Raw genomic sequence first — 23150 nt, forward strand, 5'->3', positions numbered from 1 at the left:
CAGCCTCGGACGTGCGTCAGGCGGCCTGACGCACGTCCTTGAGGCGCAGGGACAGCTTGCGCTGGCCGCGGAAGGTGTCGAAGCCGGCCTGGAAGGCCAGGTCCACCGGCCCCTCCACCAGCGACACGCGGTCCGCCATGCCGAAGCCAATGGCATCCAGCTCCGGGGCGTCCACGAGCGCCAGCTTCAGGTGCCCCGCGCCAGGCGCCCCGGACTTCGCGGGCAGCACGCGGGGCCGGGCCTGCTGGCCGCGCAGCACCAGCACCGGCTCCGGGTTGCCCTGACCGAAGGGCCCCAGCCGCTGCAGCGACTCCACCGCCGTCGCGTCCAGGTCGCCCGGGTTCACCACCGCGTCCACGCGGCAGCGCGGAATCATGTCCTCCGGCGTCAGGCGCTGGAGGGCAATCTTCGCGAAGGCCTCGCGGAAGGCGGGCAGCTGCTTCGCGTCGATGGTGAGGCCCGCGGCGTGCTTGTGCCCGCCGTAGCGCATGAGCAGGTCCGAGCACCCGGTGAGCGCGTCGTACAGGTGGAACGCCTCGATGCTGCGCGCCGAGCCCTTCCCCACCCCGTCCTTCACGCCCACCATCACCGTGGGCCGGTGGAAGCGCTCCACCACGCGCGACGCCACGATGCCGATGACGCCCGGGTGCCAGCCCTCGTCGAAGAGCACGAAGCCCCGCGAGTCCTTGTGCTCCTCCGCCTGCGCCAGCGCCTGCGTGAGGATGCCGCTCTCGATGCCCTGCCGCTCCGCGTTCGCGCGGTCCAACACCTGCGCCAGCGAGCGCGCCGTCTCCACGGAGTCCGCGCACAAGAGCTGCAGGCCCAGCGACGCGTCATGCAGGCGGCCCGCGGCGTTGATGCGAGGCCCCAGACGGAAGCCCACCTGCCCCGCGGTGACGCTGGCGTCCGGCTCCAGGCCGGCCACCTCCTTCAGCGCGCGGATGCCGGGGCGGCGGCCCTGGGACAGCTCCTGGAGGCCGTGCGCCACGAGGATGCGGTTGGCGCCGGTGAGCGGCACCACGTCCGCCACGGTGGCCAGCGCCACCAGGTCCATCAGCGCCTTGAGGTTGGGCTCCTTGCGCGTGGCGAAGAAGCCGTCGTCGCGCAGCCGCTTGCGCAGGCCCATGCAGAGGTTGAAGGCCACGCCCGCGGCGCACAGCACCTTCGTGGGGTACTCGCAGCCGGGCTGGTGCGGGTTGAGCACCGCGGTGGCGGGCGGCAGCGTGGGCGGCACCGTGTGGTGGTCCACCACCACGACGTCCAGGCCCAGCTCCTTCGCGCGGGCGATCTCCGCCACGGAGGTGATGCCGCAGTCCAGCGTCACCAGCAGCCGCGTGCCGTCCTGCGCGATGCGCTCCACCGCGCCCAGGTTGAGTCCGTAGCCCTCGTCCAGGCGGTGCGGGATGTACGTGGCGGGGGCCGCGCCCAGCTCCTTGAGGAACAGGTACATGAGCGACGTGGAGGACACGCCGTCCACGTCGTAGTCCCCGTAGAGCGTCACCTTCTCCTTGAGCCGCACCGCGCGCAGCACGCGCTCCACCGCCGGGCCCATGCCCTTCATCCGGAACGGGTCCGGCAGGTCCGCCAACCGGTCCGACAGGAAGGCCGACGCCGCCTCCGGCGTCCGGTAGCCACGGTGGAGCAACACCCTCGCCGCCAACGGGTGCAGAGACAGCTCACCCGCGAGCGAACCCACCTCCTGCTCGACGACATCTGGAAGCAACCACCGCATGGTGAAGGACAGTACCTCAGACGTCCGACCAAGGCAGTCCAACCCGCCCACTCACACCACCCTCCTGCACGCATGTTCAGACGTGCGCTCGGCTGCCTCCCTGCCCCCAACCTGCACGGCGGGTGCGCGGTGCCCAGCTTGAGTGCACACCCGTGGACAGGGAGGTCCGCATGCTTCGCAGGTTTCTCCAGGGCGGTGCCCTGACGGCCGTCGTGTTGTGCGCCGGGCCCGCGCTCGCGCAGAAGAAGCAGGGAGACGTGAACGTCTTCCTGCGCGGCGGCATCGGCGACTACACGGGCGACCTGGGCGACCTGGCCAGCACCGGTCCGCTGTGGGGCCTGACGCTCAACCTCCAGCCCACCACCTTCCTCGGCTTCGAGGTCGGCTACGAGGGCTCGCAGAACAAGGTGAGCGACAGCCGCCTCTTCGACGGGCCCTCGCTGGTACGCAACGGAGGCAGCGCGCTGGTGAAGGTGTCGCCGCCCTTCCTCACGGCGGTGCGCCCCTTCGCGGGCGTGGGCCTGGGCCTGTCCTACGTGGACGTGCGCGGCGCGGGCGCGGGGCTCTACGACTCCGACCTGATGGAGGAAGTGCCCCTCGCGGTGGGCCTGGAGTTCAACACCGGAGGCCTCACCGCCGGCGTGCGAGGCACCTACCGCATCCTCATCGACCAGGACTTCGCGAACGTCACCCGCACGGACGACAACGGCGGCGGACTGATGGACGCGTCGCTGACCCTGGGCGCGCGCTTCTGAAAAAGCGAAGGCCCTCGCTCCCACGTTGGGGAGGAGGGCCCTCGTGGCTTCAAACCGTCAGACAGCTCAGGCCGTCTTCGGCTCCTGCTTGGCGCCGCCGCCGTGACCCTCGCGGGCGTGCGCGCGCTCGTCCAGCCAGATGACCAGTGGGCTGGCGATGTACACGGACGAGTACGTGCCCACGAGGATGCCCACCAGCATCGCCATGGCGAAGTCGAAGATTTCGCCCACGCCGAAGATGAGCAGACCGATGAGCGACAGCGCCGTCACGCCAGAGGTGAGGATGGTGCGGCCCAGCGTGTCGTTGACGGCGATGTTGATGATCTCCGGCAGCGGCTTGCCCTTGTACTTCACCATGTCCTCGCGGATGCGGTCGTAGATGACGATGGTGTCGTTCACGGAGTAGCCCACGATGGTGAGCAGCGCGGCGATGGACGTCAGGTTGAACTCGCGCCGGCTCACCAGGTAGTAGCCCGCCACCATGATGACGTCATGGACCATGGCGAGCAGCGCGCCCGGGCCGAACTTGAAGTCGAAGCGGAACGCCACGTAGATGAGGATGGCGACCATCGAGTACACCAGCGCCATGATGCCGCGGTTGCGCAACTGCTTGCCCACCTGCGGGCCCACGTAGTCCACGCGGCGCTGCTCGAAGCCGGGCTTGTCGGAGCCCGCGCTCAGCGCGGCGAACACCTTGTCCGCCATGCCGCTCGCCACGACCTGGTAGTCGTAGCCGGTGCCGCCCTGGTTCGCGCCCAGGTCACGCACCTCCTGCACGCCGATGCCCGCGCCCTCGACGGCCTTCTTCACCGCCTCCGCGGACATGGGCTGCGCGGAGCGGAAGTTCACGATGCCGTTGGCCATGTCGGCGTAGACGTTGCGCGTCTCGCCCAGGCCCTGGATGGCCGCCTTCGCGTGCTCGGCGTTCTCCTCCGTGAGCTGCGTGACGCCGCCCATGCGCAGGAGGAAGGAGTTCTCCTCGGCCGCGCCCACGCCCTGGACGCTGACGTCGTGCAGCCCGCCGGCCTGGGCCTTCTCACGGACCTGCTCCGCGGTGGTGGGCGTGTTGTACTTCAGCTCCACCACCGTGCCGCCGGCGAAGTCCACGCCGAAGTTGAACCCCACCGCGGCGATGCCGACGATGATGGCCAGGTTGATGAGCGTGGAGATGAAGAGCGCCGGCTTGCGCTTGCTGATGAAGTCGATGTTCGTCTTGTGCTTGAGAATCTGCATGGCGGATTTCCCGAAGGCGCTCTGAGGCCCGTTAGACGGACACCGACTGGGCGTTGCGGCCGTGGACGAAGTAGGTCGTGATGACGCGCGTCACGACGATGGACGTGAACAGCGACGCCAGCAGGCCCACGATGAGCGTGGTGGCGAAGCCGCGGACCGGACCCGTTCCCGTGAAGAACAGGATGAAGCCCGCGATGAGCGTCGTCACGTGCGCGTCGAAGATGGTCCAGAAGGCGCGGTCATAGCCCTGGTCCACCGCGGCGCGCGCGGACTTGCCGTGGGACAGCTCCTCACGGATGCGCTCGTTGATGAGCACGTTCGCGTCCACCGCGATGCCCAGCGTGAGCACGAAGCCCGCGATGCCCGGCAGCGTCAGCGTGGCGTTGAAGAACGCCAGGCCCGCCAGGATGAGCAGGCCGTTGAGCAGGAGCGCCACGTCCGCGATGAGGCCGGACTTGCGGTAGTACACCGCCATGAAGACGACGACGAGCGCCAGGCCCACCAGCGCGGCCAGGCTGCCCTTCTTGATGAGCTCGTCGCCCAGCGTCGCGCCCACCTGACGGATTTCGCCCACCGTCACCGGCGCGGGCAGCGCGCCCGCCTTGAGCACCAGCGCCAGCGTCTGCGCCTCGCCCAGCCACTCCTCGAAGCTGCGCCCGCTGGCGCGGCCCATGGTGATGCGCGCGCGGCCGCCGCCAATCTTCTCGTTGATGCGCGGGGCGGTGTGCACGTTGTCGTCCAGCACGATGGCCATCCGGCGGCCCACCGCGGCCTCGGTCAGCTTCTCGAACTCACGCGAACCGGCCGGGTCGAAGGCGATGTTCACCTCCGGCTCGTTCATCTGGCTGACGGACGCGTCCGCGCCCGCCAGGCTCTCACCCGTGAGCGGAACGTTCTTGTCCAGCAGGTAGCTGCGGTACGCGATGCAATCGTTCTTCTTCACCGGGTTCGCCACGCACTCGGTGACGACGTCGCGGCCCTCCGGCGTCTTGTCCTTCGCGTACGCCAGCAGCGCCTCGCGGTTGGGCGAGGACAGCTGCGGGAAGCCCTCGTCCTCCACCAGGGTGATCTTGCTCTCCGGCGGGGGCGGGTTCTGCTGGTACATCTGCGCGAACACCTGCGGGTTGGTGTCGTCCACCATCCGGAACTCCAGCTGCGCGGTGGTGCCCACCAGCTCCTTGGCCTGCTCCGGGTTGCTGCGGCCGGGCAGCGAAATCTGGATGGAGTCCGTGCCCAGCTTGCGCACGTCCACTTCCGCCACGCCCCACTTGTCGATGCGGCGGCGGATGACGAGCATCGCCTGGTCCACGGCCTCGTCGCGGAAGCGGTTCACCTGGCCCTCGTCCGGCTTGAGCACCAGCGTGCCGCCGTTGCGGGACTCCACGGTGAAGTCGGTGAAGGTGGCCAGGACCTCCTTCTGGATGGCGTCCATGGTCGCCGGGTCCTTCGCGGTCAGCACCAGCTGCAGCCGCTCCGGGTCCGTGTCCGCCGTCACCTCACCCAGCTTCTTGTCGTTGACGTAGGTGGCGATCTGCGTCCCGCGGCGCTCGGTGCGCTTCTGCAGGGCCGTCTTGGTGTCCACCCGCATCACCATGTGGATGCCGCCCTGCAGGTCCAGCCCCAGGTTGAGGCGGTACTTCGCGGGGGGCGCCCACTTGGGCAGCCGCTGCTCCAGCACGGCGATGTTGTTGCGCTCGTTGCGGTCCAGGACCACCAGCGAGTAGTACGTCGGGACGAGGAACCAGATCGTCCCCAGCGTCACCGCGACGATCATTCCGAACTTCCACCACCAGCCGCGGTCCATTACTTCTCCTCCTTCTTCTCAGCGGGGACAGCCGCCGGGGCGCCCGCCACCGGAACGGTTCCCTTCGCACTGACCGCCGTCTTGAGCACGCGCACGCGCACCCCGCTGGCGATCTCCAGCGTCACGGTGGACTCGTCCACCTGGTGGATGCGCCCGAGGATGCCGCCGGACGTCACGACGTCATCGCCCTTCTTCAGCCCCGCGAGCAGGTTGCGGTGCTCCTTGAGCTGCTTCTGCTGGGGGCGGATCATCACGAAGTACATGATGGCCACCAGCACGGCGAGGAAGCCGAAGGTCCCCAGGGGGGAACCGCCAGCCCCGGCCTGCGCGAGAATCAGGAAACTGTCAGCCACGTACTGCCTCGTCGTTTGGGAGGAAGGACTCGGAAACGGCCCCGACCCGGCGTACGGGTGGGGTCAAAACATCCGAAAGGGTGGCCTCTTAGCAAGGGCGCCCCATGTGAGCAAGTGAACGCCGGAAGCGCGGCAAACCCGTTGCCCGCTCACCGGCCGCTTTTGCGTTCGGCCTCCTGCGCCACGGCCTTGGCCCGGAAGTCGCGAGCGAACGCGGCGAAGCGGTCCTCGGCGATGGCGCGGCGCACCTGGGCCATCAGGTCCAGGAAGTAGTGGAGGTTGTGCAGGGTGTTGAGCCGCATCGCCAGGATTTCTCCCGCCGCGAACAGGTGCCGCAGGTAGGAGCGGCTGAACGTGCGGCAGGTGTAGCAGGAGCACGCCGGGTCCACCGGGCGGGGGTCCTTGGCGTAGGCCGCGTTGCGGATGACCAGCTTGCCCTCCGAGGTGAAGAGCAGGCCGTTGCGCGCGCACCGCGTAGGAAGCACGCAGTCGAACATGTCCACGCCGTGCTCCACGCACGTCACCAGGTCCAGCGGCGTGCCCACGCCCATCAGGTAGCGCGGCTTGTCCCGGGGCAGCAGCGGCGCCGAGTAGGCCACGCCCGCGTGCATGGCCTCGGGCGCCTCGCCCACGGAGTAGCCCCCCAGCGCGTAGCCGGGCAGGTCCACCGCGCACACCTCCTCCGCGTGGCGCTTGCGCAGGTCGTCATGCAGGCCGCCCTGCACGATGCCGAAGAGCGACGAGCGCTCGCGGCCCCACGCCTTCACGCACCGGTGCAGCCAGCGCGTGGTGCGCGCCAGGGACTTCTCCAGGTAGGCGCGGTCCTCGGTGGACGGAGGGCACTCGTCGAACGCCATGATGACGTCCGCGCCCAGCGTCTCCTGGATTTCAATGGAGCGCTCCGGCGACAGGAAGTGCCGCGAGCCGTCCAGGTGCGACTGGAACGCGGCGCCCTCCTCCGTGATCTTGCGCTTCTCCGACAGGCTGAACACCTGGAAGCCGCCGCTGTCGGTGAGCATGGGCCGGTCCCAGGAGATGAAGCGGTGCAGGCCGCCCATCTCCCCGACGAGCGCGTCCGTGGGGCGCAGCATCAGGTGGTAGGTGTTGCCCAGGATGATCTGCGCGTCCAGGGTCTTCAGGTCGTCCGGGCCCACGCCCTTGACGCTGCCCACGGTGCCCACGGGCATGAAGATGGGCGTCTCGATGGGACCATGCGGCGTGTTCAGCCGGCCGCGGCGCGCCTTGGTGCCGCTCTGGTCCTCGTGCAACAGCTCGAAGCGCACCAGCCCCGGGGGCACGCGGGTATCGCCCTTCTCGCCCTTTTCCCTGCCCTGCTCGTCGACCACGGCACTCACTCCTTCACCAACATGGCATCGCCGTAACTGAAGAACCGGTAGCCCGCGCGCACGGCCTCCTGGTACGCGGCGAGCGTGCGCTCACGGCCCAGGAGCGCGCTCACCAGCATCACCAGCGTGGAGCGCGGCAGGTGGAAGTTCGTGAGGAGCACGTCCACCTGGCGGAAGACATAGCCGGGCCGGATGAACATCGCCGTCTCGCCCGGGCCACTGCGCAGCCGGCCCGTGTCCGGGTCGGTGGCGGACTCCAGCGTGCGCACCACGGTGGTGCCCACGGCGACCACGCGGCGCCCTTCCGCCTTCGCGGCGTTCACGGCGTCAGCGGTGGCCTGGGGCACGGTGAAGCGCTCCGGGTGCATGTGGTGCTTGTCCAGCACCTCCTCGCGCACGGGGAGGAAGGTGCCGGGCCCCACGTCGAGCGTCACTTCCACGCGCCGGACACCCTTCGCCGCGAGCCTCGCGAAGACGTCCTCGGTGAAGTGCAGGCCGGCGGTGGGCGCGGCCACGGCGCCGGACGCGCGAGCGTACACGGTCTGGTAGCGCTCGGCGTCCGCGGCCTCGGGCTCGCGGGTGATGTACGGAGGCAGGGGCAGCCGGCCCGCCGCGTCCAGGAGGCTGGCGAGCGACGTGCCCGGCGCGGCATGGAAGCGCACCCGGTACTCCCCTCCCCCCAGGGCCTCCAGGATTTCGGCGGACAGGCCCCCGTCGAAGGTGACGGACTGGCCGGGCTTGAGCCCCTTGGACGCCTGGCCCAGGCAGACCCACTCCAGCGACTCTGGCGCTCCGCCAAGCGCCGCGGAGGTCAGCGTGGCCGCGGCGGCGGGGCGGACGACCAGCAGCTCCACCCGGCCGCCGGTGCCGCTCTTCTGGCCCAGCAGGCGCGCGGGAATGACGCGGGCGTCGTTGAGGACGAGCAGGTCACCTTCGCGCAGCAGGTCCGGCAGGTCGGTGAAGTGCTGGTGGCTCCAGGCGCCGGTGGCGCGGCTGACGACCATCAGGCGCGACGCGTCCCGGTGGGGCAGTGGGGCCTGGGCGATCTGCGCCTCGGGGAGCTCGAAATCGTAGTCGGAGAGGAGGGACGACACGGGGTTGGCGCTTGTAGCAGCCCCCGCGCCCTCACGGAAACCGCCGAGGGCGTCAGTAGAGCTGCTGGAACTCGGCGCCCGGGTAGTAGTGGGAAAGGATTTCCCGGTACGTCTTGCCCTGGTCGGCGAGGGCCTTGGCGCCCCACTGGCACAGCCCCGCCCCGTGGCCGAAGCCACGTCCGGTGAACACGTAGTTCTTGCCGGACGCTTCCACGTCGAAGTCCAGGCTCTTGAGGCGCGTGTAGCCCAGCTTGCGGCGGAACGTCACGCCGTCCACCGCGGTGCCATCCGACAGCACCACGCGGGTCACCCGGTGCGTGGGCGTGCGGCCCGTGACGCGCATGCCGCCCGGCGAGGACTTCAGCGCGCCGCGCAGCTCCGCCTCGGAGAGGGTCGCGGACCAGCGGCTGGCGGGCAGCTTGCCGCAGGGGCAGTCGACGGGCTGCAGGTACGGCAGGTTGCGCTGGAGGGCGTCCTGGCCGGACTCGGTGCGCCCGCCGCAGGAGGCATGGAAGTAAGCCTCGATGGGGGCCAGGTCGTACGTGAGCACCTCGCCCCGGGTGGCCTCCACGGCGGCGCGCGTCTTGGCGTCCTCGCGGTTCACGCCGCCGTACACCTGGTGGAGCACGCTGCTGCCCATGTGGAAGGCGGCCCCATACGCGTCCAGCTTCTTCTGCAGCGCGTACGTCCGGGCGGCCACGGCCTGGGCCTTGAGGGCCTCCAGCGGGAAGGACACGGGCATCTCGCTGCCGAGCACCGCCGCGAGGTAGTCCTCCAGGGGGATGACGTTGATGAGCTGGAGGCTGTTCTTGAACAGGCGCACGACGACGTCGCCGCGCACCTGCGCGCTGCCCGCCTTCAGCGGTTCGTTGCCGGGGCCGCCCGCGTCGGTGGCCTCCAGTCCGCCACGGAAGCGGATGGAGTCCTCGAGGACGGGAGCCCCGTTGACCTCCAGCTTGCCGTTGCGGCGGCGCACCGTGGCCTGCCCGGAGGTGACGGCGACATAGGCGCCGTCCTCGGCATCCGGGCCGAAGCCCAGGCCCCGGCCGCTCACGCGGACCTCGTCGCCCGGGTCGTCCATGGCAATGCGCATCGTCTCCACGGCGAACGCCCGCGACGACGCGAGCAGGAGCAGCAGCAGTGCCACACGTTGCAACATGGTCCAACAGTCTAGGGGCGGGGCGATCCGCCTCAAGAAATCGGCCGGAAGCCAGGCCATGTCCCTGGTAGGAGCCCGCGAAAACCCCGGCCGGATGCCGCAGAATGGAGTCCAGTGACCGCCTCCGTCCCCGACGTCGCCCGCCTGTCCCCCGAGGCCCTCTGCGAGGCCCTCCGCGCGCTGGAGCCCCGCACAGCCGCCGTGCTGGTCCGCCGGCTCGTGGAGCGCCGCACCCAGGCGGAGTGCGCGGCCTGGTATGGGACTTCAAACGACGCCTTCTCGGCGCTGCTGCTCCGCTCGGCGGTGGCCCTGGCCCTTCAACTGGGCCAGCCCGCGAGGCCCCCGGAGAGCCCGGAGGAGGCCACCGCCTGGGAGCGGATGCTGGCCATGGCCGTGGAGAAGGACACCGCGCCCGTACCGGTGCCGCTCGCGCCCGTGGCCTGGCTGTGCCGGCGGATGCACGCGCTGGGGCCGGAAGTGGAGGCCGCGTTGCAGAAGGCCGCCCAGGCCGACGCGGACTCCCCCGGACGGGCGCGCGAGGAATGGCTGCGGAGGCTGGCCGTGGCCGCGCTCCTGGCGCTGACAGCCTGGCTCTACTGGAGCCGCCCCCCTGAGCCGGAGCCCCGCCCCGAGCGCCGCATGCGCTCGCCCGAACGCCGCTGACTGGACGCGGCCACGAACGGGCGCATATGGGTAGGCCCATGCGAGCGACCCGGTCATGGCTGGCCCTCCTCATCGCGGCAATCGCGCTGGCAGGCTGCGCGAAGCACGTGGACACCCGGGTGGCCGGGGACGACGACGCGGCCATCGACGGCATCGAGGCCCGCCTCGACGAGCTCCGCGCCCGCGAGCAGGGGGACGACCTGACCTGCGCGGAGCAGTGCGACATCTCCACGCGGACGTGCGCCACGGCGGAGCAGCTCTGCGGCCTCGTGGAGCAGCATGCGGACCGGGACGACCTCCCGCCGCGCTGCGCCAGGGCGCGCGAGCAGTGCGCGGGCGCGAACGACGGCTGCACGCGGTGTCAGGCGCCCTGAAGAACCCGCCATGCGTGGGCGCTGACTCCGTGCCTATGATGGGTCGGATTGAGGAGCCTCCCCATGACCACCCGTCTCTCGTTGATGCTCGCTGCCTCGTCGCTCGTTCTGGCGACCCCTGCCCTCGCGGAGGAGGAAGGCCTGTCGCCGGAGAAGGTGGCGGCCATCCAGCGCGATGAGGCCGCGGCCCAGGCGAAGGTGAACGAGGAGTTCGGCAACCGGAAGCCTTCGGAGATGAGCAACGCCGAGCGCGGCGAGTCCATCCGCGCCCAGCAGAAGGAATCCGCCAAGGTCCTGGAGAAGCACGGCGTCTCCGCGAAGGAGTTCGCCACCTTCACGGCCCGGATGACGCCCGAGGACAACCAGCGCGCCGCCAACGAAGCCAAGCGGCTCGAGGACAAGGCCAAGGCCGAGAAGGAAGCCGAGGCGAAGAAGCGCAAGGGCGACGGCGAGGTCCACATCCAGCAGGGCTTCAGCGACGCGGACCCCGTGGAGCTGGAGTCCGCGGACGGCGCGGAGCCCTCCGTCGACGTCGACGGCAGCCTGGACAGCTCAAGCACAGCGGGCGCGCCGACCGTGGAGATTGGCAACACCGCCGGCACGGCGAAGGGCATGAGCAAGAAGGCCTCCAGGCGCCGCAGGTAGCCCCGCGGCGCCCGGCATCCTCCGGGGCCGTCAGCGGCCTCGGACGCCCGATTCGCGCGAACGCGCCTGCCACACCTCGTCGTACGGGCAGGAGCAGTCGGTCTCCTCCGGCTCCGGGTACGCGTAGGTCTGGCCCTTGTAGTTTCGGAACAGGGTCTCCCGCTCGCCCCGCTCGATGACGTAGTCGGGCTGGAGGGTGACCTTCCCACCCCCACCCGGCAGGTCCACCGCGAGGTGCGGCACCGCGAGCCCGCTGGTGTGCCCGCGAAGCTGCTCGAGGATTTCGAGCCCCTTGGCGATGGGCGTGCGCAGGTGCTCGCAGCCTTCCGCGACGTCCATCTGGTGCAGGTAGTACGGCCGCACGCGGCTGCGCAGGAGCGCGTGCGACAGCTCCTTGATGATGCGCGCATCCGAGTTGAGCTGCCGCATCAGCACCGCCTGGTTCTCCACCGGCACGCCATGGTCCACCAGCCGCTCGCACGCCTCGCGCGCTTCCGGCGTCACTTCCTTCGGATGGTTGAAGTGGGTGATGACGTAGACGGGCGCGTAGCGGCGCAGCAGGCGCGCCAGCGAGTCGGTGACGCGCATGGGCAGCACCACCGGCACCCGCGTCCCGATGCGGATCATCTCCACGTGCGGAATCTCGCTCAGCGGCGCGAGCAGCGACTCCAGCCGCTCCTCGCCGAGGAGGAACGGGTCGCCCCCGGAGATGAGCACGTCGCGCACCTCGGGGTGGTTGCGCACGTAGTCGATGCCCCGGCGCATCTGGTCCTTGGTGAGCTCCGCCTCACCGCCCTTGGTGATGCGCCGCCGCGTGCAGTGGCGGCAGTAGACCGAGCACGTATCCAGGGCCAGGAACAGCACCCGATCCGGATACTTGTGGACGATGCACTCCTCGGGGCGCGTCTTGTCCTCGCCGAGCGGATCCGCCAGCTCGCCAGGCCGCACCCGGGCCTCCGCGCGCACCGGAATGGACTGCATGCGCACCGGGCACGACGCGTGCTCCGGGTCGATGAGCGACAGGTAGTACGGGCTGATGCCGATGCGGAACAGCGAGGACGTCTCCTGCACCCCGGCGCGCTCCTCCGGGGTCAGGCGCACGTAGCGCTCCAGCTGCTCCAGGTTGCGCACGGAATGACGCTGCTGCCAGCGCCAGTCCGTCCACTCCGCGTCGGTCGCGGAGGGAAACAACCGGGCCCGCCCCTCGGCACTGAGCGAGGGACGGGGAGACGACAGGGGCGCTGTCGCGCCCACGGAGGAGTCCATCACGCCGCCTTGGGCTGATCCCGCCACCACGCCTGGCCGGACTCCGGCAGCGTGTCGATGGGATCGAAGTACTCGTACTTGCGATCCAGTGCGTCGGCGTCGTTCGCTTCCACGCTCGTGCGGTAGTTCTTGGTCCAGTAGGAGATGCCGCGCTCGCGGTCATACTCCGCCACCTGGTGGATCCACCGCTTCCCCACGAACGGCACGTCACAGACGATGCGCGGCGTGGCGAAGCCCGGCATGTAGCCCATGATGTCGTGCTGGAGCTTCTGTGCCTGCGCCACCGACAGCCGCCAGTGCTCGCTGTTGGGGATCATGTCGCACATGTAGAAGTAGTACGGCAGGATCTTCGCGTGGTCGAGCAGCGTGAAGCACAGGTCCAGCAGCGCCTTCGGGCTGTCGTTCACGCCGCGCAGGAGCACGCCCTGGTTGCGCACGTCGCGGAAGCCCATGTCCAGCAGCTTGCGCACCGCCTTGCCCACCAGCGGCGTGAGCTGCTGCGCGTGGTTCACGTGCGTGTGCAGCGCCAGGTCCACGCCGCGCTCCACGGCCTTCTTCGCCAGCCGGTCCAGGCCCGCCAGGACGCTGTCCTGGAGGAAGTGCTGCGGCAGCGCCATGAGCCCCTTGGACGCCAGGCGGATGTCGCGGATGTTCGGGATGTCCATCAGCGCGCTGACGAACGGCTCCAGCGCCTGGATGGGCAGGTTCGCGATGTCGCCGCCGGACACCACCACGTCGCGCACGGTCGGCGTGCGGCGCAGGTAGTCCAGCATCTGCTCGTAGCGCTCCTTCTGCCCCGTCGCGAACTTGTGCTTCGACACCTGCGGGACGTCGTTGCCCACCAGGTCCATGCGCGTGCAGTGGCCGCAGTACTGCGGGCACGTGGGCAGCATCTCCGCCAGCACCTTCGTCGGATAGCGGTGCGTCAGGCCTTCGACGACCCACATGTCCGCCTCGTGGAGGCTGTCACGGCTGGCGCGCGGGTGGTTGGGCCAGTCCGTGCGGCGGTCGGCGAGCGCCGGCAGCATGTACTTGCGGACCGGGTCGTTCCACAGGTCGTCCAGGTCCATGGTGTTGAGCATCTGGGGCGGGACGAGGATGGACATCGTCGCCCGCTCCTTCTGGTCCAACTCCATGCTCGCGGCCAGGTCGTCCGGCAGCAGCGCCCCGAGCGTCGCCCGCAGCTCGCGCAGGTTCTTCACGGTGTGCTTGCGCTGCCACACCGAGCTCTCCCACTCCGCCGCGGTGACGTCCTTGTAGCCCGGGATGCGCCGCCAGTCGGGCTCCACGAACTCCTTGCGAAGGGGATAGGTGAAAGGCTGCTGCGCGGGGCCAGCGTCGGGCTTGCCTCGAGTGGACGTCGTGCTCATGAACACATCACCTCAACGTAAGGAGCGTCGTGGGCGAGGCGTCATAGCCTGCCCCCTGACATCCCTGCTCAACAATCGCCAGGGGGACAAGATGCCCGATGGCGCAGTGCGTCCGTTCACTCCACCTTGACGCCAATGAGCTTGGCCACGCCCTCTGCCTCGACGACGACCACCTGGGGCTTGGTCGACTTGCCGTTGAGCTTGAAGACGACCTTCCGCTTGCCCACCGGCAGTGACAACGGATTGCCCAGCGTCACGGGCGTCACGCGTCCCGTGTTCTTCCCATCCACCCAGATTTGAGCGCCCGTCGGAGCGGTGCTGCAGGCGAACTTGCCCATCACCACGGCGGCGGGCTTCTTGGGCTCCGGAGGAGGCCTCGGGGTCGCGACCACGGGCGGCTTGGGCTTGGGCTCCGGAGGCGGGGGCTTCGGCTTCGGCTCGGGCGGCGGCGCTTCCTCCACCATGTCCACGGCGACGCGAACCTCGGTGCCCCCGTTGGACGTGAAGTCGCCGGTGAACGGCTTGAAGCCCGCGCGCTTCGCCGTGAACGTGTACTTCTTGCCCATCTCCAGGTCGCCGAGCTTCGCGCCAGGCAGCTTGCCCAGGGACTTGCCGTCGACGGAGATCTCCGCGCCCTCCTGTCCTTCGAACAGGGCGGTGAACGTCTTCGGGGCGGGAGGCTCCACGGGCTTCTCCGGAGGCGTCTCCGGCTGCGTGGGCGGCGGCGTGTTGTCCACCACCGGCGGCGCCGTAGGCGGCGGATCCTTGGGCTCCAGGGGCTTGGGTTCCGAGGGCTTCGTCTCCGCCTTCAGGCTGAGGAGGATGGGGGCCGCCGCCTGACCCGCGGTGACTTCAATCTGCTGCGTCACGGGCTGATAGCCCGGAGCCGACGCGGTCACGTTGTGGATGCCCGCGGACAGCTCGATGACCTGGTTGGCGTTCACGGCCTCACCGTCCACGAGGACGGTGGCGCCCACGGGCGCGACGAAGTTCACGGAGCCCGTGGACGAACCCCGGACCACGAAGATCACCGCGACAAGGAGGAGCAGCGCCGCGCCCGCGGCCATGCCGATGATGGCGGGCTTGGGCAGGGGCTTCTTCGGTCCAGCGGGCGCCTTGGGCTTCTCGACCTTGGCGGCCGGGGCCGGCTTCGCCATCTTGGAGGCCTTCTGAGGGATGGTCGCCGGACCATCGGCCTCGTCGTCGTAGGGCGGCTCCTCGGCGTCCTGCCCTTCGTCGCCGTAGTCGTCCTGGCCATCGCCCTCGTACCCATCACCCTGGTCGTCGTAGGCGCCGTCCGGGTCCTCCTCGGCCGCCTGGGCGCGCAGGCCGTTATGGCGGGAGCCCACCGGGACGGTGATGTTGCCCGTGGTCTCCTCTTCCTCGGGATCCTCCAGCACGGGGGCCGCCGAGCCACCGCGAGAGCGCGAAGGCGGCGCCGTCGGAGCCGGACCAATCATGGTCGCGCCCGCGTAGGCCTCGCCGCCCTCGTCCCCGATGATGACCTGGGACTTGGGTCCGCTCTTGCCCTTGCCGCCCCGTCCTTCGTCCTGGGCGTAGGGAGAGGCGCTGGTGTGGTGCCCGGCCCGGTCGATGGGATTCTCCGAGCGGCCGGTGATGCTGTCGTCCACGACGACGCTGCTGTCCGAGATCCTCGTCTCCGGGGTGCGGAACGTGTGCGTGGAGTCGACGATCTGCGTCTTGTCCGCGGCGCCATCCATCTCCGCCAGCTCTTCAGCGCTGGGCGGCGGGATGTAGCCGGGCGCGGGCTGTGCGGGCGCCGTGGAGGCGCGGCCCACGGGAGAACCCGTGGCCGATGAAGCCGGCGACTTCTTCTGCGCGGTGGCACGCGGAGGCGCGGCCACCGGAGGAGGCAGCGTCACACCCGAGTGCTCGATCTGATCCGGGCGCTCGACGGAGGCATAGCGCTCCATCTTCTCCGCCTCGCGGAGCATGTCCTCGGCGAAGGCCTCCTTCATGAAGCCGGACAGGTGCTTCGACGAGTAGATGGCGTCCCCCGCGAGGAGGAAGCGCATCAAGTCCTCCTGGAGGTCCGAAGCCCACTGGTAGCGGTCCTCGGGCTCGCGCGCGAGCGCCTTGAGGACGACCTTCTCCAGACCCGCGGAGATGTTCGGGTTGAACTCGCGCGGCAGCGGGATGTCCGCGTTGCGCACCTTCTCCAGCGTGGAGAAGTCGGACTCGCCCACGAAGAGCTTCTCACCCGTGAGCATTTCGTAGAGCAGCACGCCGACGGCGAAGATGTCGCTGCGCCGGTCAATGGGCATGCCCCGGACCTGCTCCGGGCTCATGTAGCCGAACTTCCCCTTGAGGATGCCGGCCTGCGTCTTCTGAGAACGGTTGGCGGCCTTGGCGATGCCAAAGTCGATGATCTTCACCTCGCCTTCGTACGAGACGAGGATGTTCTGCGGAGAGACGTCGCGGTGGATGATGTGCAGGTCCTGGCCGCGCGCGTCCTTCTTGCGGTGCGCGTAATCCAGGCCCTCACACATCTTGGAGACGATGAACACCGCCTGTGCGGTGGGCATGATCTCCTTGCGGCGACGGTAGCGCTCCAGGAGCGTGCGGACGTCACGGCCCGCCACGTACTCCATGGCGATGAAGTACGTGTCCTCGTGCTTCCCGAGCTCGTGGATGTGCACGATGTTGGCGTGGTTCAGCTGAACGCTGATCCGCGCCTCGTCGATGAACATCGTGATGAACTCGTCATCCTCCGCCATCGTCGGAAGGATCTTCTTGATGGCCAGGATGCGCTCGAAGCCTTCGACGCCAAAAGCCTTCGCGATGAAGACCTCGGCCATACCGCCGACGTTGACGCGCTCGAGGAGCAGGTACTTCCCAAAGAAGGTCGGCTTCTTCATCTCGCGGGGCTGCCCGGCGCCGGCGAGTACGGACCGCGGCAGGCGGTGCGCAAACCGGGGGGAGCAGTGACTCTAGATCCAGTGGGAACGGCGGTCAAACATCCACGACGACGTGATTCCCCAACGAATCCGAGAGCTTGGCGTCGCCTCGCCCCAAAACTGACCCACCCGTCATCCCGCGTCGCCCCAGCGTCGCCTACGGCGAGCGCAGGCCCGCCACACGCCGGGCGAAATCGCGCCCGGTCCCGGGCAACATGTCTTCCCCCGGCGAACGTGTCTCAACGCTCAAGCCAGGCGCGGCGGCCCGTGACACCAGCCCGCAAAGACAAAGCCCCTGGCGCCTTGCGGCACCAGGGGCTTTCAAAAAAGAATCCGGCAGCGACCTACTCTCCCACGCGGTTTCCCGCGGAGTACCATCGGCTCTGGAGGGCTTAACTTCCGTGTTCGGGATGGGAACGGGTGTGACCCCTCCGACATTGCCACCGGAAAAACGAATGACGGTGCATACGAAGGGTAAGTTGCAAGCTTCCGCTTGAGTGAAGCCTCTTGCGACAGAAGTCGAAGAAGCAATTGAAACAGCTGCCTTCCGGGCGGACGCGCATGGGCGTCCTGGCCTCGGCCTTGGCCCCGAGTCCCTTACTCCCCTTGAGGGGGCATGCAAGAGAATGGGGGAAGTAAGCCGCTCGACTTATTAGTACTGGTTAGCTTAACGCGTTACCGCGCTTACACACCCAGCCTATCAACGTGGTAGTCTTCCACGAGTCTTCAGGGGCTTGCGCCCGGGATACCTGGTCTTGAGGTCGGTTTCCCGCTTAGATGCTTTCAGCGGTTATCCAATCGGCACATGGCTACCCAGCGATGCCTCTGGCGAGACAACTGGTACACCAGCGGTGCCTCCAACCCGGTCCTCTCGTACTAAGGTCAGAGCCTCTCAAGTATCCTACGCCCACAGCAGATAGGGACCAAACTGTCTCACGACGTTTTGAACCCAGCTCGCGTACCGCTTTAATTGGCGAACAGCCAAACCCTTGGGACCTGCTCCAGCCCCAGGATGCGATGAGCCGACATCGAGGTGCCAAACCTCCCCGTCGATGTGAACTCTTGGGGGAGATAAGCCTGTTATCCCCGGAGTACCTTTTATCCGTTGAGCGATGGCCCTTCCATTCAGGACCACCGGATCACTATGACCTGCTTTCGCACCTGCTCGACCTGTCGGTCTCGCAGTCAAGCTCCCTTATGCCATTGCACTCGACGCCCGGTTTCCAATCGGGCTGAGGGAACCATCGCGCGCCTCCGTTACTTTTTGGGAGGCGACCGCCCCAGTCAAACTACCCACCAGACAGTGTCCCAGTCCCGGCTGACGAGACGTGGTTAGACACCAGAAATCAACAGGGTGGTATTTCACCGTTGCCTCCACCGAACCTAGCGGCCCGGCTTCAAAGGCTCCCACCTATCCTACACAGTCAATCCCTAGTGTCACTGTCAAGTTGTAGTAAAGGTTCACGGGGTCTTTCCGTCTTGCTGCGGGTAAACTGCATCGGCACAGCTATTTCAATTTCGCTGAGTCCCTCTCCGAGACAGTGCGGAAGTCGTTACTCCATTCGTGCAGGTCGGAACTTACCCGACAAGGAATTTCGCTACCTTAGGACCGTTATAGTTACGGCCGCCGTTTACTGGGGCTTCGGATCATCGCTTCGCCTTGCGGCTGACGAATCCCCTTAACCTTCCAGCACCGGGCAGGAGTCAGACCCTATACGTCGGCTTGTCGCCTTCGCAGAGTCCTGTGTTTTTGGTAAACAGTCGCTACCGCCATTTCTCTGCAACCTCTCTCGGCTTCGGCTGTACGCCTACACCTACCAGAGGCCCACCTTCTTCCGAAGTTACGGTGGAAATTTGCCTAGTTCCTTGGAGGAGAGTTCTCTCAAGCGCCTTAGGATTTTCTCCTCACCCACCTGTGTCGGTTTGCGGTACGGACACCCTGCAGACTCCCTGCGGGACTTTTCTTGGAAGCCGAGCATCAGCGACTTACCCCTTGCGGGGCGCCATGGGGTCTCGGGGATGACTGCCGCGCCTTTATTCGTACGCGACACCCCTACGCCTTTAGACTGACACAACCACCGGTCAGCTCGCCTAGCTTTCTCCGTCCTCCCTCAGTTCAACGTCTGCAAGATGGCGCAGGAATATTAACCTGCTTGCCATCACCTACGCCTTTCGGCCTCGGCTTAGGACCCGGCTAACCCTGGGAAGATTAACTTGACCCAGGAAACCTTGGGTTTACGGCGAGGGGGTTTCTCACCCCCTTTATCGCTACTCATTTCGGCATCAGCACTCCCAGTCGCTCCAGCGGCCTTTTCAGTCCACCTTCGCTGCAACTGGGACGCTCCCCTACCGCCATGCATGCCAAACATGCATGACCCGAAGCTTCGGCACTAGTCTTGAGCCCCGTTACATTTTCGGCGCGGCCTGTCTTGACCAGTGAGCTATTACGCTTTCTTTAAAGGATGGCTGCTTCTAAGCCAACCTCCTGGTTGTCAATGACCTGCCACATCCTTTCTAGTGTTCACTTAGACTAGATTTGGGGGCCTTAGCTGTCGGTCTGGGTTATTCCCCTCTTGCCAATGGACGTTATCACCCACTGACTGCGTCCCGGGATAACAATTGCCGGCATTCGGAGTTTGATACGGTTTGGTAATCTGGTGAGACCCCTAGCCGTTTCAGTGCTCTACCTCCGGCATTGAATTACCCGAGCCGATACCTAAATATCTTTCGGGGAGAACCAGCTATCACGGAGTTTGATTGGCCTTTCACCCCTACACACAGCTCATCCCAGAAATTTTCAACTTTCATGAGTTCGGTCCTCCATGCGGTGTTACCCGCACTTCAACCTGGCCATGTGTAGATCACCCCGCTTCGGGTTATAATACACGCAACTTAGCGCCCTATTCGGACTCGCTTTCGCTCCGGCTCCACCTAACGGCTTAGCCTCGCTACGTATATTAAGTCGCCGAATCATGATGCAAAAGGTACGCTCTCGCACTGGCTTGCGCCGTAGTGCTCGAACTGCTTGTAGACATGCGGTTTCAGGTTCTTTTGACTCCCCTCACCGGGGTTCTTTTCACCTTTCCCTCGCGGTACTTGTTCACTATCGGTCGCCAAGGAGTATTTAGGCTTACCGGATGGTCCCGGCAGATTCAGACAGGATTGCACGTGTCCCGTCTTACTTGGGTAACCCGCTCAGCTCCAGTTGGCTTTCGTGTACGCGACTATCACGCTCTTTGGTGCGTCTTTCCAGGACGCTTCCACTAGCCCTCCAGAGTCCTACCGCGGACCCGCTACCCCATCGCCATTTGCATGGCGCTGGTTTGGCCTCTTCCCATTTCGCTCGCCACTACTTTGGGAATCACTCATTGTTTTCTCTTCCTCAGGGTACTGAGATGTTTCACTTCCCCTGGTTTGCTCTGCAAACCTATGAATTCAGTTTGCAGTAACGCAGCTATTCGCCGCGCTGGGTTTCCCCATTCGGACATCTCCGGATCAACGTTTGGTTGGCAACTCCCCGAAGCTTTTCGCAGCCACCCACGTCCTTCATCGCCTCTTGGCACCTAGGCATCCACCGCACGCCCTTAGTAGCTTACTTGCCCTAATCTCTTGTCTAACGCCCGCCTCCCGGCGGATTGTCGAAACTCGGAGACCAAGGCCCAGACCTCTGCTCTTCGCTAGCAGGCCCGGAAGACATTCTTTATTGCTGTTTCTCACTGCTTCTTCTTGTGTGGGAGACTTCGCTTTTGCCCCACTCGGCTGCCTCGCGGCGCCAGGTGAGACTCATTTCGAAGTCGGCACTTCTGTTGAGAACTTCACTCAGCAGAAATTGCAACTTACCCTTCGTATGCACTTGTCAAAGAACGTCCCTGCGACTTCCAGGAAACTTGTGGAGCTGATCGGGTTCGAACCGACGACATCCAGCTTGCAAAGCTGGCGCTCTCCCAGCTGAGCTACAGCCCCGACTCTCGCGTCAGCACCAGTCACTCTTTGTCTTCCCTCCAGTGAGGAAAGAAGAGTGGTGGGCCTAGGTGGACTTGAACCACCGACCTCGCGCTTATCAGGCGCGCGCTCTAGCCAGCTGAGCTATAGGCCCAGGGGGGCTAAAGCATCGGCGAACCTTACAGCGTCCTTCATTCTCAAAGAGCCGAGCCACCTTCGCTCGGTCCTTCAAAACCAAACAGCAAGCCCGAAGTTCATAATGGATTGTTTACCGGAAACATTGACCTAGTTAGACCTGATAGCCTTTCGGCTACTGGCATCGCCTGCTGCTCCGAAGAGTCAGCCCGATGCCCGGTCTCCTTAGAAAGGAGGTGATCCAGCCGCAGGTTCCCCTACGGCTACCTTGTTACGACTTCACCCCAGTTACCGAGCACTCCTTGGGCATCTCTTGGTGAGATGACTTCTGGAGCAATCGACTCCCATGGTGTGACGGGCGGTGTGTACAAGGCCCGGGAACGTATTCACCGCAGCGTGCTGATCTGCGATTACTAGCGATTCCGCCTTCATGGAGTCGAGTTGCAGACTCCAATCTGAACTGAGACCGGTTTTCTGCGATTAGCTCCCCCTCGCGGGTTTGCAGCGCTCTGTACCGGCCATTGTAGCACGTGTGTAGCCCTGGTCATAAAGGCCATGAGGACTTGACGTCATCCCCACCTTCCTCCGGTTTAACACCGGCAGTCCCTCTAGAGATCCACTTGCGTGGCAACTAAAGGCGAGGGTTGCGCTCGTTGCGGGACTTAACCCAACATCTCACGACACGAGCTGACGACAGCCATGCAGCACCTGTCTCTCGGTTCCCTTGCGGGCACTCCCTCATCTCTGAAGGATTCCGAGGATGTCAAGACCAGGTAAGGTTCTGCGCGTTGCGTCGAATTAAACCACATGCTCCACCGCTTGTGCGGGCCCCCGTCAATTCCTTTGAGTTTTAGTCTTGCGACCGTACTTCCCAGGCGGAGAACTTAATGCGTTAGCTACGGCACCGCAGGGGTCAACTCCCACGACACCTAGTTCTCATCGTTTACGGCGTGGACTACCAGGGTATCTAATCCTGTTTGCTACCCACGCTTTCGCGTCTCAGCGTCAGTTACCGTCCAGGTGGCCGCCTTCGCCACCGGTGTTCCTCCCCATATCTACGAATTTCACCTCTACTTGGGGAATTCCGCCACCCTCTCCGGCACTCAAGCTCTGCAGTTTCGGGCGCACTTCCTCAGTTGAGCTGAGGGCTTTCACACCCGACTTGCAAAGCCGCCTACACGCGCTTTACGCCCAATAATTCCGAACAACGCTTGCACCCTCTGTATTACCGCGGCTGCTGGCACAGAGTTAGCCGGTGCTTCTTCTCCCGGTACCGTCAAGGCAAAGCGTATTAGGCTTTACGGTTTCGTCCCGGTCGAAAGTGCTTTACAATCCAAAGACCTTCATCACACACGCGGCGTTGCTGCGTCAGGCTTTCGCCCATTGCGCAAAATTCCCCACTGCTGCCTCCCGTAGGAGTCTGGACCGTGTCTCAGTTCCAGTGTGGCTGATCGTCCTCTCAGACCAGCTACCCGTCGTTGCCTTGGTGGGCCATTACCCCGCCAACTAGCTGATGGGCCGCGGACTCATCTGGTTGTGATAGCTTGTATACAGAGGCCACCTTTTCCCTCAGCCTCCGAAGAGACCGTGGGCTTATCCGGTATTAGCCAATCTTTCGACTGGTTATCCCAGGCATCCAGGCAGATTATCCACGTGTTACGCACCCGTGCGCCGCTCTACTAAGGGTTGCCCCTATTCGCGCTCGACTTGCATGTGTTAGGCACGCCGCCAGCGTTCGTTCTGAGCCAGGATCAAACTCTCCAATTGTATTCTTGGTTTGCTTGAACCGGCGTTCCCCGAGACCCGGCTAAGGAGTCTCGGCTCGCTGATTCGTCGGCACTCCCCTCCTCGCTGCGCTTTTCAGCGCTGCTCTTGGAGGTGAAGCGCCCTCAAAAATTGACTGCGGGTTTCCGCAATCCATTACTGCTTGGGCTTGCTATTTGGTTTTCAAAGACCGAGCCGCTTGTTTTGCTTCGCGACTTTTGCTACCGTCTACTTCGTTGCCGGTTTCGTTTCAATCGGCGGGGTTGCAGCTTCTATTTCAGTTCGCAGTCAGCGTCAACTTCGCTTTTGCGTCCTGCGGGCTGCTTCGAATCTCGTCGGCGCCGTCCAGTGACTTTCGCCGCTTCTTTTCGAAGGGGAGCGGCTTCTACTTCAGCGCCGCGTTCCCTGTCAACCGCTTGCTGTCAGCTTTTCCCACCGCTTTGCGTCCGTTGTGCTGCCTTCCGGACTGCTGCTTCTTCGGCGGGGCGCGGCTTCTATCTCTTCGCCGCGTTCGCTGTCAACCCGCTCGTTGACTGCCCTATTTCCTTGTCGGTGCTGCGCTCTCCACGAAGTGCCTTCCGCACCAGTGCGCGGGCT

14 protein-coding genes, 2 tRNA genes and 3 rRNA genes are annotated in these 23150 nt (G+C 65.9%); 4 read left to right on the forward strand and 15 right to left on the reverse strand.

The genetic code is table 11. From position 1 onward, the window contains the following. Nucleotides 1-16: 16 nt before the first annotated feature. Nucleotides 17-1732, reverse strand: coding sequence for a single-stranded-DNA-specific exonuclease RecJ (recJ, locus tag JYJ93_RS29365; RefSeq protein WP_206797892.1), 1716 nt, complete (start codon nucleotides 1730-1732; stop codon nucleotides 17-19). A gap of 170 nt (nucleotides 1733-1902) precedes the next feature. Here recJ and JYJ93_RS29370 point away from each other — a divergent pair, with 170 nt between their 5' ends. Further along, a complete protein-coding gene (locus tag JYJ93_RS29370; RefSeq protein WP_206797893.1) occupies nucleotides 1903-2487 on the forward strand; it encodes an outer membrane beta-barrel protein in 585 nt (194 codons plus the stop codon). Between the two features lie 66 nt (nucleotides 2488-2553). Here the strand turns inward: JYJ93_RS29370 and secF are convergent, their stop codons facing one another. The 6 genes from secF to JYJ93_RS29400 all read right to left on the reverse strand — a co-directional run bounded on the left by secF (nucleotide 2554) and on the right by JYJ93_RS29400 (nucleotide 9476). Next, nucleotides 2554-3720, reverse strand: coding sequence for a protein translocase subunit SecF (gene secF, locus JYJ93_RS29375; RefSeq protein WP_206797894.1), 1167 nt, complete (start codon nucleotides 3718-3720; stop codon nucleotides 2554-2556). A gap of 31 nt (nucleotides 3721-3751) precedes the next feature. Then, nucleotides 3752-5524 carry a protein translocase subunit SecD gene (gene secD / locus JYJ93_RS29380; protein ID WP_206797895.1) on the reverse strand — a complete coding sequence of 591 codons (1773 nt, stop codon included), beginning with the start codon at nucleotides 5522-5524 and terminating at the stop codon, nucleotides 3752-3754. Continuing rightward, the gene (yajC, locus tag JYJ93_RS29385) at nucleotides 5524-5877 is read right to left on the reverse strand and encodes a preprotein translocase subunit YajC (protein ID WP_206797896.1); all 354 of its coding nucleotides are present in this window, start codon (nucleotides 5875-5877) and stop codon (nucleotides 5524-5526) included. Before yajC ends, secD begins: the two co-directional genes overlap by 1 nt. Before the next feature lie 149 nt (nucleotides 5878-6026). Then, nucleotides 6027-7223 carry a tRNA guanosine(34) transglycosylase Tgt gene (tgt, locus tag JYJ93_RS29390; RefSeq protein ID WP_206797897.1) on the reverse strand — a complete coding sequence of 399 codons (1197 nt, stop codon included), beginning with the start codon at nucleotides 7221-7223 and terminating at the stop codon, nucleotides 6027-6029. Between the two features lie 5 nt (nucleotides 7224-7228). Beyond that, on the reverse strand, nucleotides 7229-8317 hold the full coding sequence (gene queA, locus JYJ93_RS29395; protein WP_206797898.1) for a tRNA preQ1(34) S-adenosylmethionine ribosyltransferase-isomerase QueA: 1089 nt from the start codon (nucleotides 8315-8317) through the stop codon (nucleotides 7229-7231). Between the two features lie 52 nt (nucleotides 8318-8369). Beyond that, complete coding sequence (locus tag JYJ93_RS29400; RefSeq protein WP_206797899.1) at nucleotides 8370-9476, reverse strand: SpoIID/LytB domain-containing protein; 1107 nt, start codon at nucleotides 9474-9476, stop codon at nucleotides 8370-8372. A 114-nt stretch (nucleotides 9477-9590) separates the two neighbouring features. Here JYJ93_RS29400 and JYJ93_RS29405 point away from each other — a divergent pair, with 114 nt between their 5' ends. The 3 genes from JYJ93_RS29405 to JYJ93_RS29415 all read left to right on the forward strand — a co-directional run bounded on the left by JYJ93_RS29405 (nucleotide 9591) and on the right by JYJ93_RS29415 (nucleotide 11158). Continuing rightward, a complete protein-coding gene (locus JYJ93_RS29405) occupies nucleotides 9591-10139 on the forward strand; it encodes a hypothetical protein (protein ID WP_206797900.1) in 549 nt (182 codons plus the stop codon). 38 nt (nucleotides 10140-10177) lie between these two features. Then, entirely contained in the window at nucleotides 10178-10513 is a 336-nt protein-coding gene (locus tag JYJ93_RS29410) for a hypothetical protein (protein WP_242543972.1), read from the forward strand. Nucleotides 10514-10576: 63 nt separating this feature from the next. Next, nucleotides 10577-11158, forward strand: coding sequence for a hypothetical protein (locus JYJ93_RS29415; protein ID WP_206797902.1), 582 nt, complete (start codon nucleotides 10577-10579; stop codon nucleotides 11156-11158). A 30-nt stretch (nucleotides 11159-11188) separates the two neighbouring features. Here JYJ93_RS29415 and JYJ93_RS29420 read toward each other — a convergent pair whose 3' ends face one another. The 8 genes from JYJ93_RS29420 to JYJ93_RS29455 form a co-directional block, all read right to left on the reverse strand. Continuing rightward, nucleotides 11189-12424: a KamA family radical SAM protein gene (locus tag JYJ93_RS29420; RefSeq protein ID WP_206797903.1), complete on the reverse strand. Its 1236-nt coding sequence runs from the start codon at nucleotides 12422-12424 to the stop codon at nucleotides 11189-11191. After that, nucleotides 12424-13794: a lysine 2,3-aminomutase gene (locus JYJ93_RS29425; protein ID WP_206797904.1), complete on the reverse strand. Its 1371-nt coding sequence runs from the start codon at nucleotides 13792-13794 to the stop codon at nucleotides 12424-12426. The genes JYJ93_RS29420 and JYJ93_RS29425 overlap by 1 nt, the downstream gene beginning before the upstream one ends. A gap of 116 nt (nucleotides 13795-13910) precedes the next feature. After that, complete coding sequence (locus JYJ93_RS29430) at nucleotides 13911-16673, reverse strand: serine/threonine-protein kinase (RefSeq protein ID WP_206797905.1); 2763 nt, start codon at nucleotides 16671-16673, stop codon at nucleotides 13911-13913. Nucleotides 16674-17043: 370 nt separating this feature from the next. Continuing rightward, nucleotides 17044-17160, reverse strand: a 5S ribosomal RNA gene (gene rrf, locus JYJ93_RS29435). A gap of 183 nt (nucleotides 17161-17343) precedes the next feature. Further along, a 23S ribosomal RNA gene (locus tag JYJ93_RS29440) occupies nucleotides 17344-20310 on the reverse strand. A gap of 292 nt (nucleotides 20311-20602) precedes the next feature. Then, nucleotides 20603-20675: transfer RNA gene (locus JYJ93_RS29445), tRNA-Ala, on the reverse strand. 56 nt (nucleotides 20676-20731) lie between these two features. Continuing rightward, a tRNA-Ile gene (locus tag JYJ93_RS29450) sits at nucleotides 20732-20808 on the reverse strand. Nucleotides 20809-21018: 210 nt separating this feature from the next. Next, a 16S ribosomal RNA gene (locus JYJ93_RS29455) occupies nucleotides 21019-22556 on the reverse strand. The 16S, 23S and 5S rRNA genes sit together here with 2 tRNA genes alongside, the layout of an rRNA operon. Nucleotides 22557-23150 lie beyond the last annotated feature (594 nt).

Source organism: Corallococcus sp. NCSPR001, from assembly GCF_017309135.1.
Taxonomy (GTDB): domain Bacteria; phylum Myxococcota; class Myxococcia; order Myxococcales; family Myxococcaceae; genus Corallococcus.

Coding starts and splice junctions, on each gene's coding strand:
- secD (WP_206797895.1), bottom strand. CDS start 5,524: ATGGACCGCGGCTGGTGGTGGAAGTTCGGAATGATCGTCGCGGTGACG.
- recJ (WP_206797892.1), bottom strand. CDS start 1,732: ATGCGGTGGTTGCTTCCAGATGTCGTCGAGCAGGAGGTGGGTTCGCTC.
- JYJ93_RS29425 (WP_206797904.1), bottom strand. CDS start 13,794: ATGAGCACGACGTCCACTCGAGGCAAGCCCGACGCTGGCCCCGCGCAG.
- secF (WP_206797894.1), bottom strand. CDS start 3,720: ATGCAGATTCTCAAGCACAAGACGAACATCGACTTCATCAGCAAGCGC.
- JYJ93_RS29400 (WP_206797899.1), bottom strand. CDS start 9,476: ATGTTGCAACGTGTGGCACTGCTGCTGCTCCTGCTCGCGTCGTCGCGG.
- JYJ93_RS29415 (WP_206797902.1), top strand. CDS start 10,577: ATGACCACCCGTCTCTCGTTGATGCTCGCTGCCTCGTCGCTCGTTCTG.
- JYJ93_RS29420 (WP_206797903.1), bottom strand. CDS start 12,424: ATGGACTCCTCCGTGGGCGCGACAGCGCCCCTGTCGTCTCCCCGTCCC.
- JYJ93_RS29430 (WP_206797905.1), bottom strand. CDS start 16,673: ATGAAGAAGCCGACCTTCTTTGGGAAGTACCTGCTCCTCGAGCGCGTC.
- JYJ93_RS29370 (WP_206797893.1), top strand. CDS start 1,903: ATGCTTCGCAGGTTTCTCCAGGGCGGTGCCCTGACGGCCGTCGTGTTG.
- JYJ93_RS29410 (WP_242543972.1), top strand. CDS start 10,178: ATGCGAGCGACCCGGTCATGGCTGGCCCTCCTCATCGCGGCAATCGCG.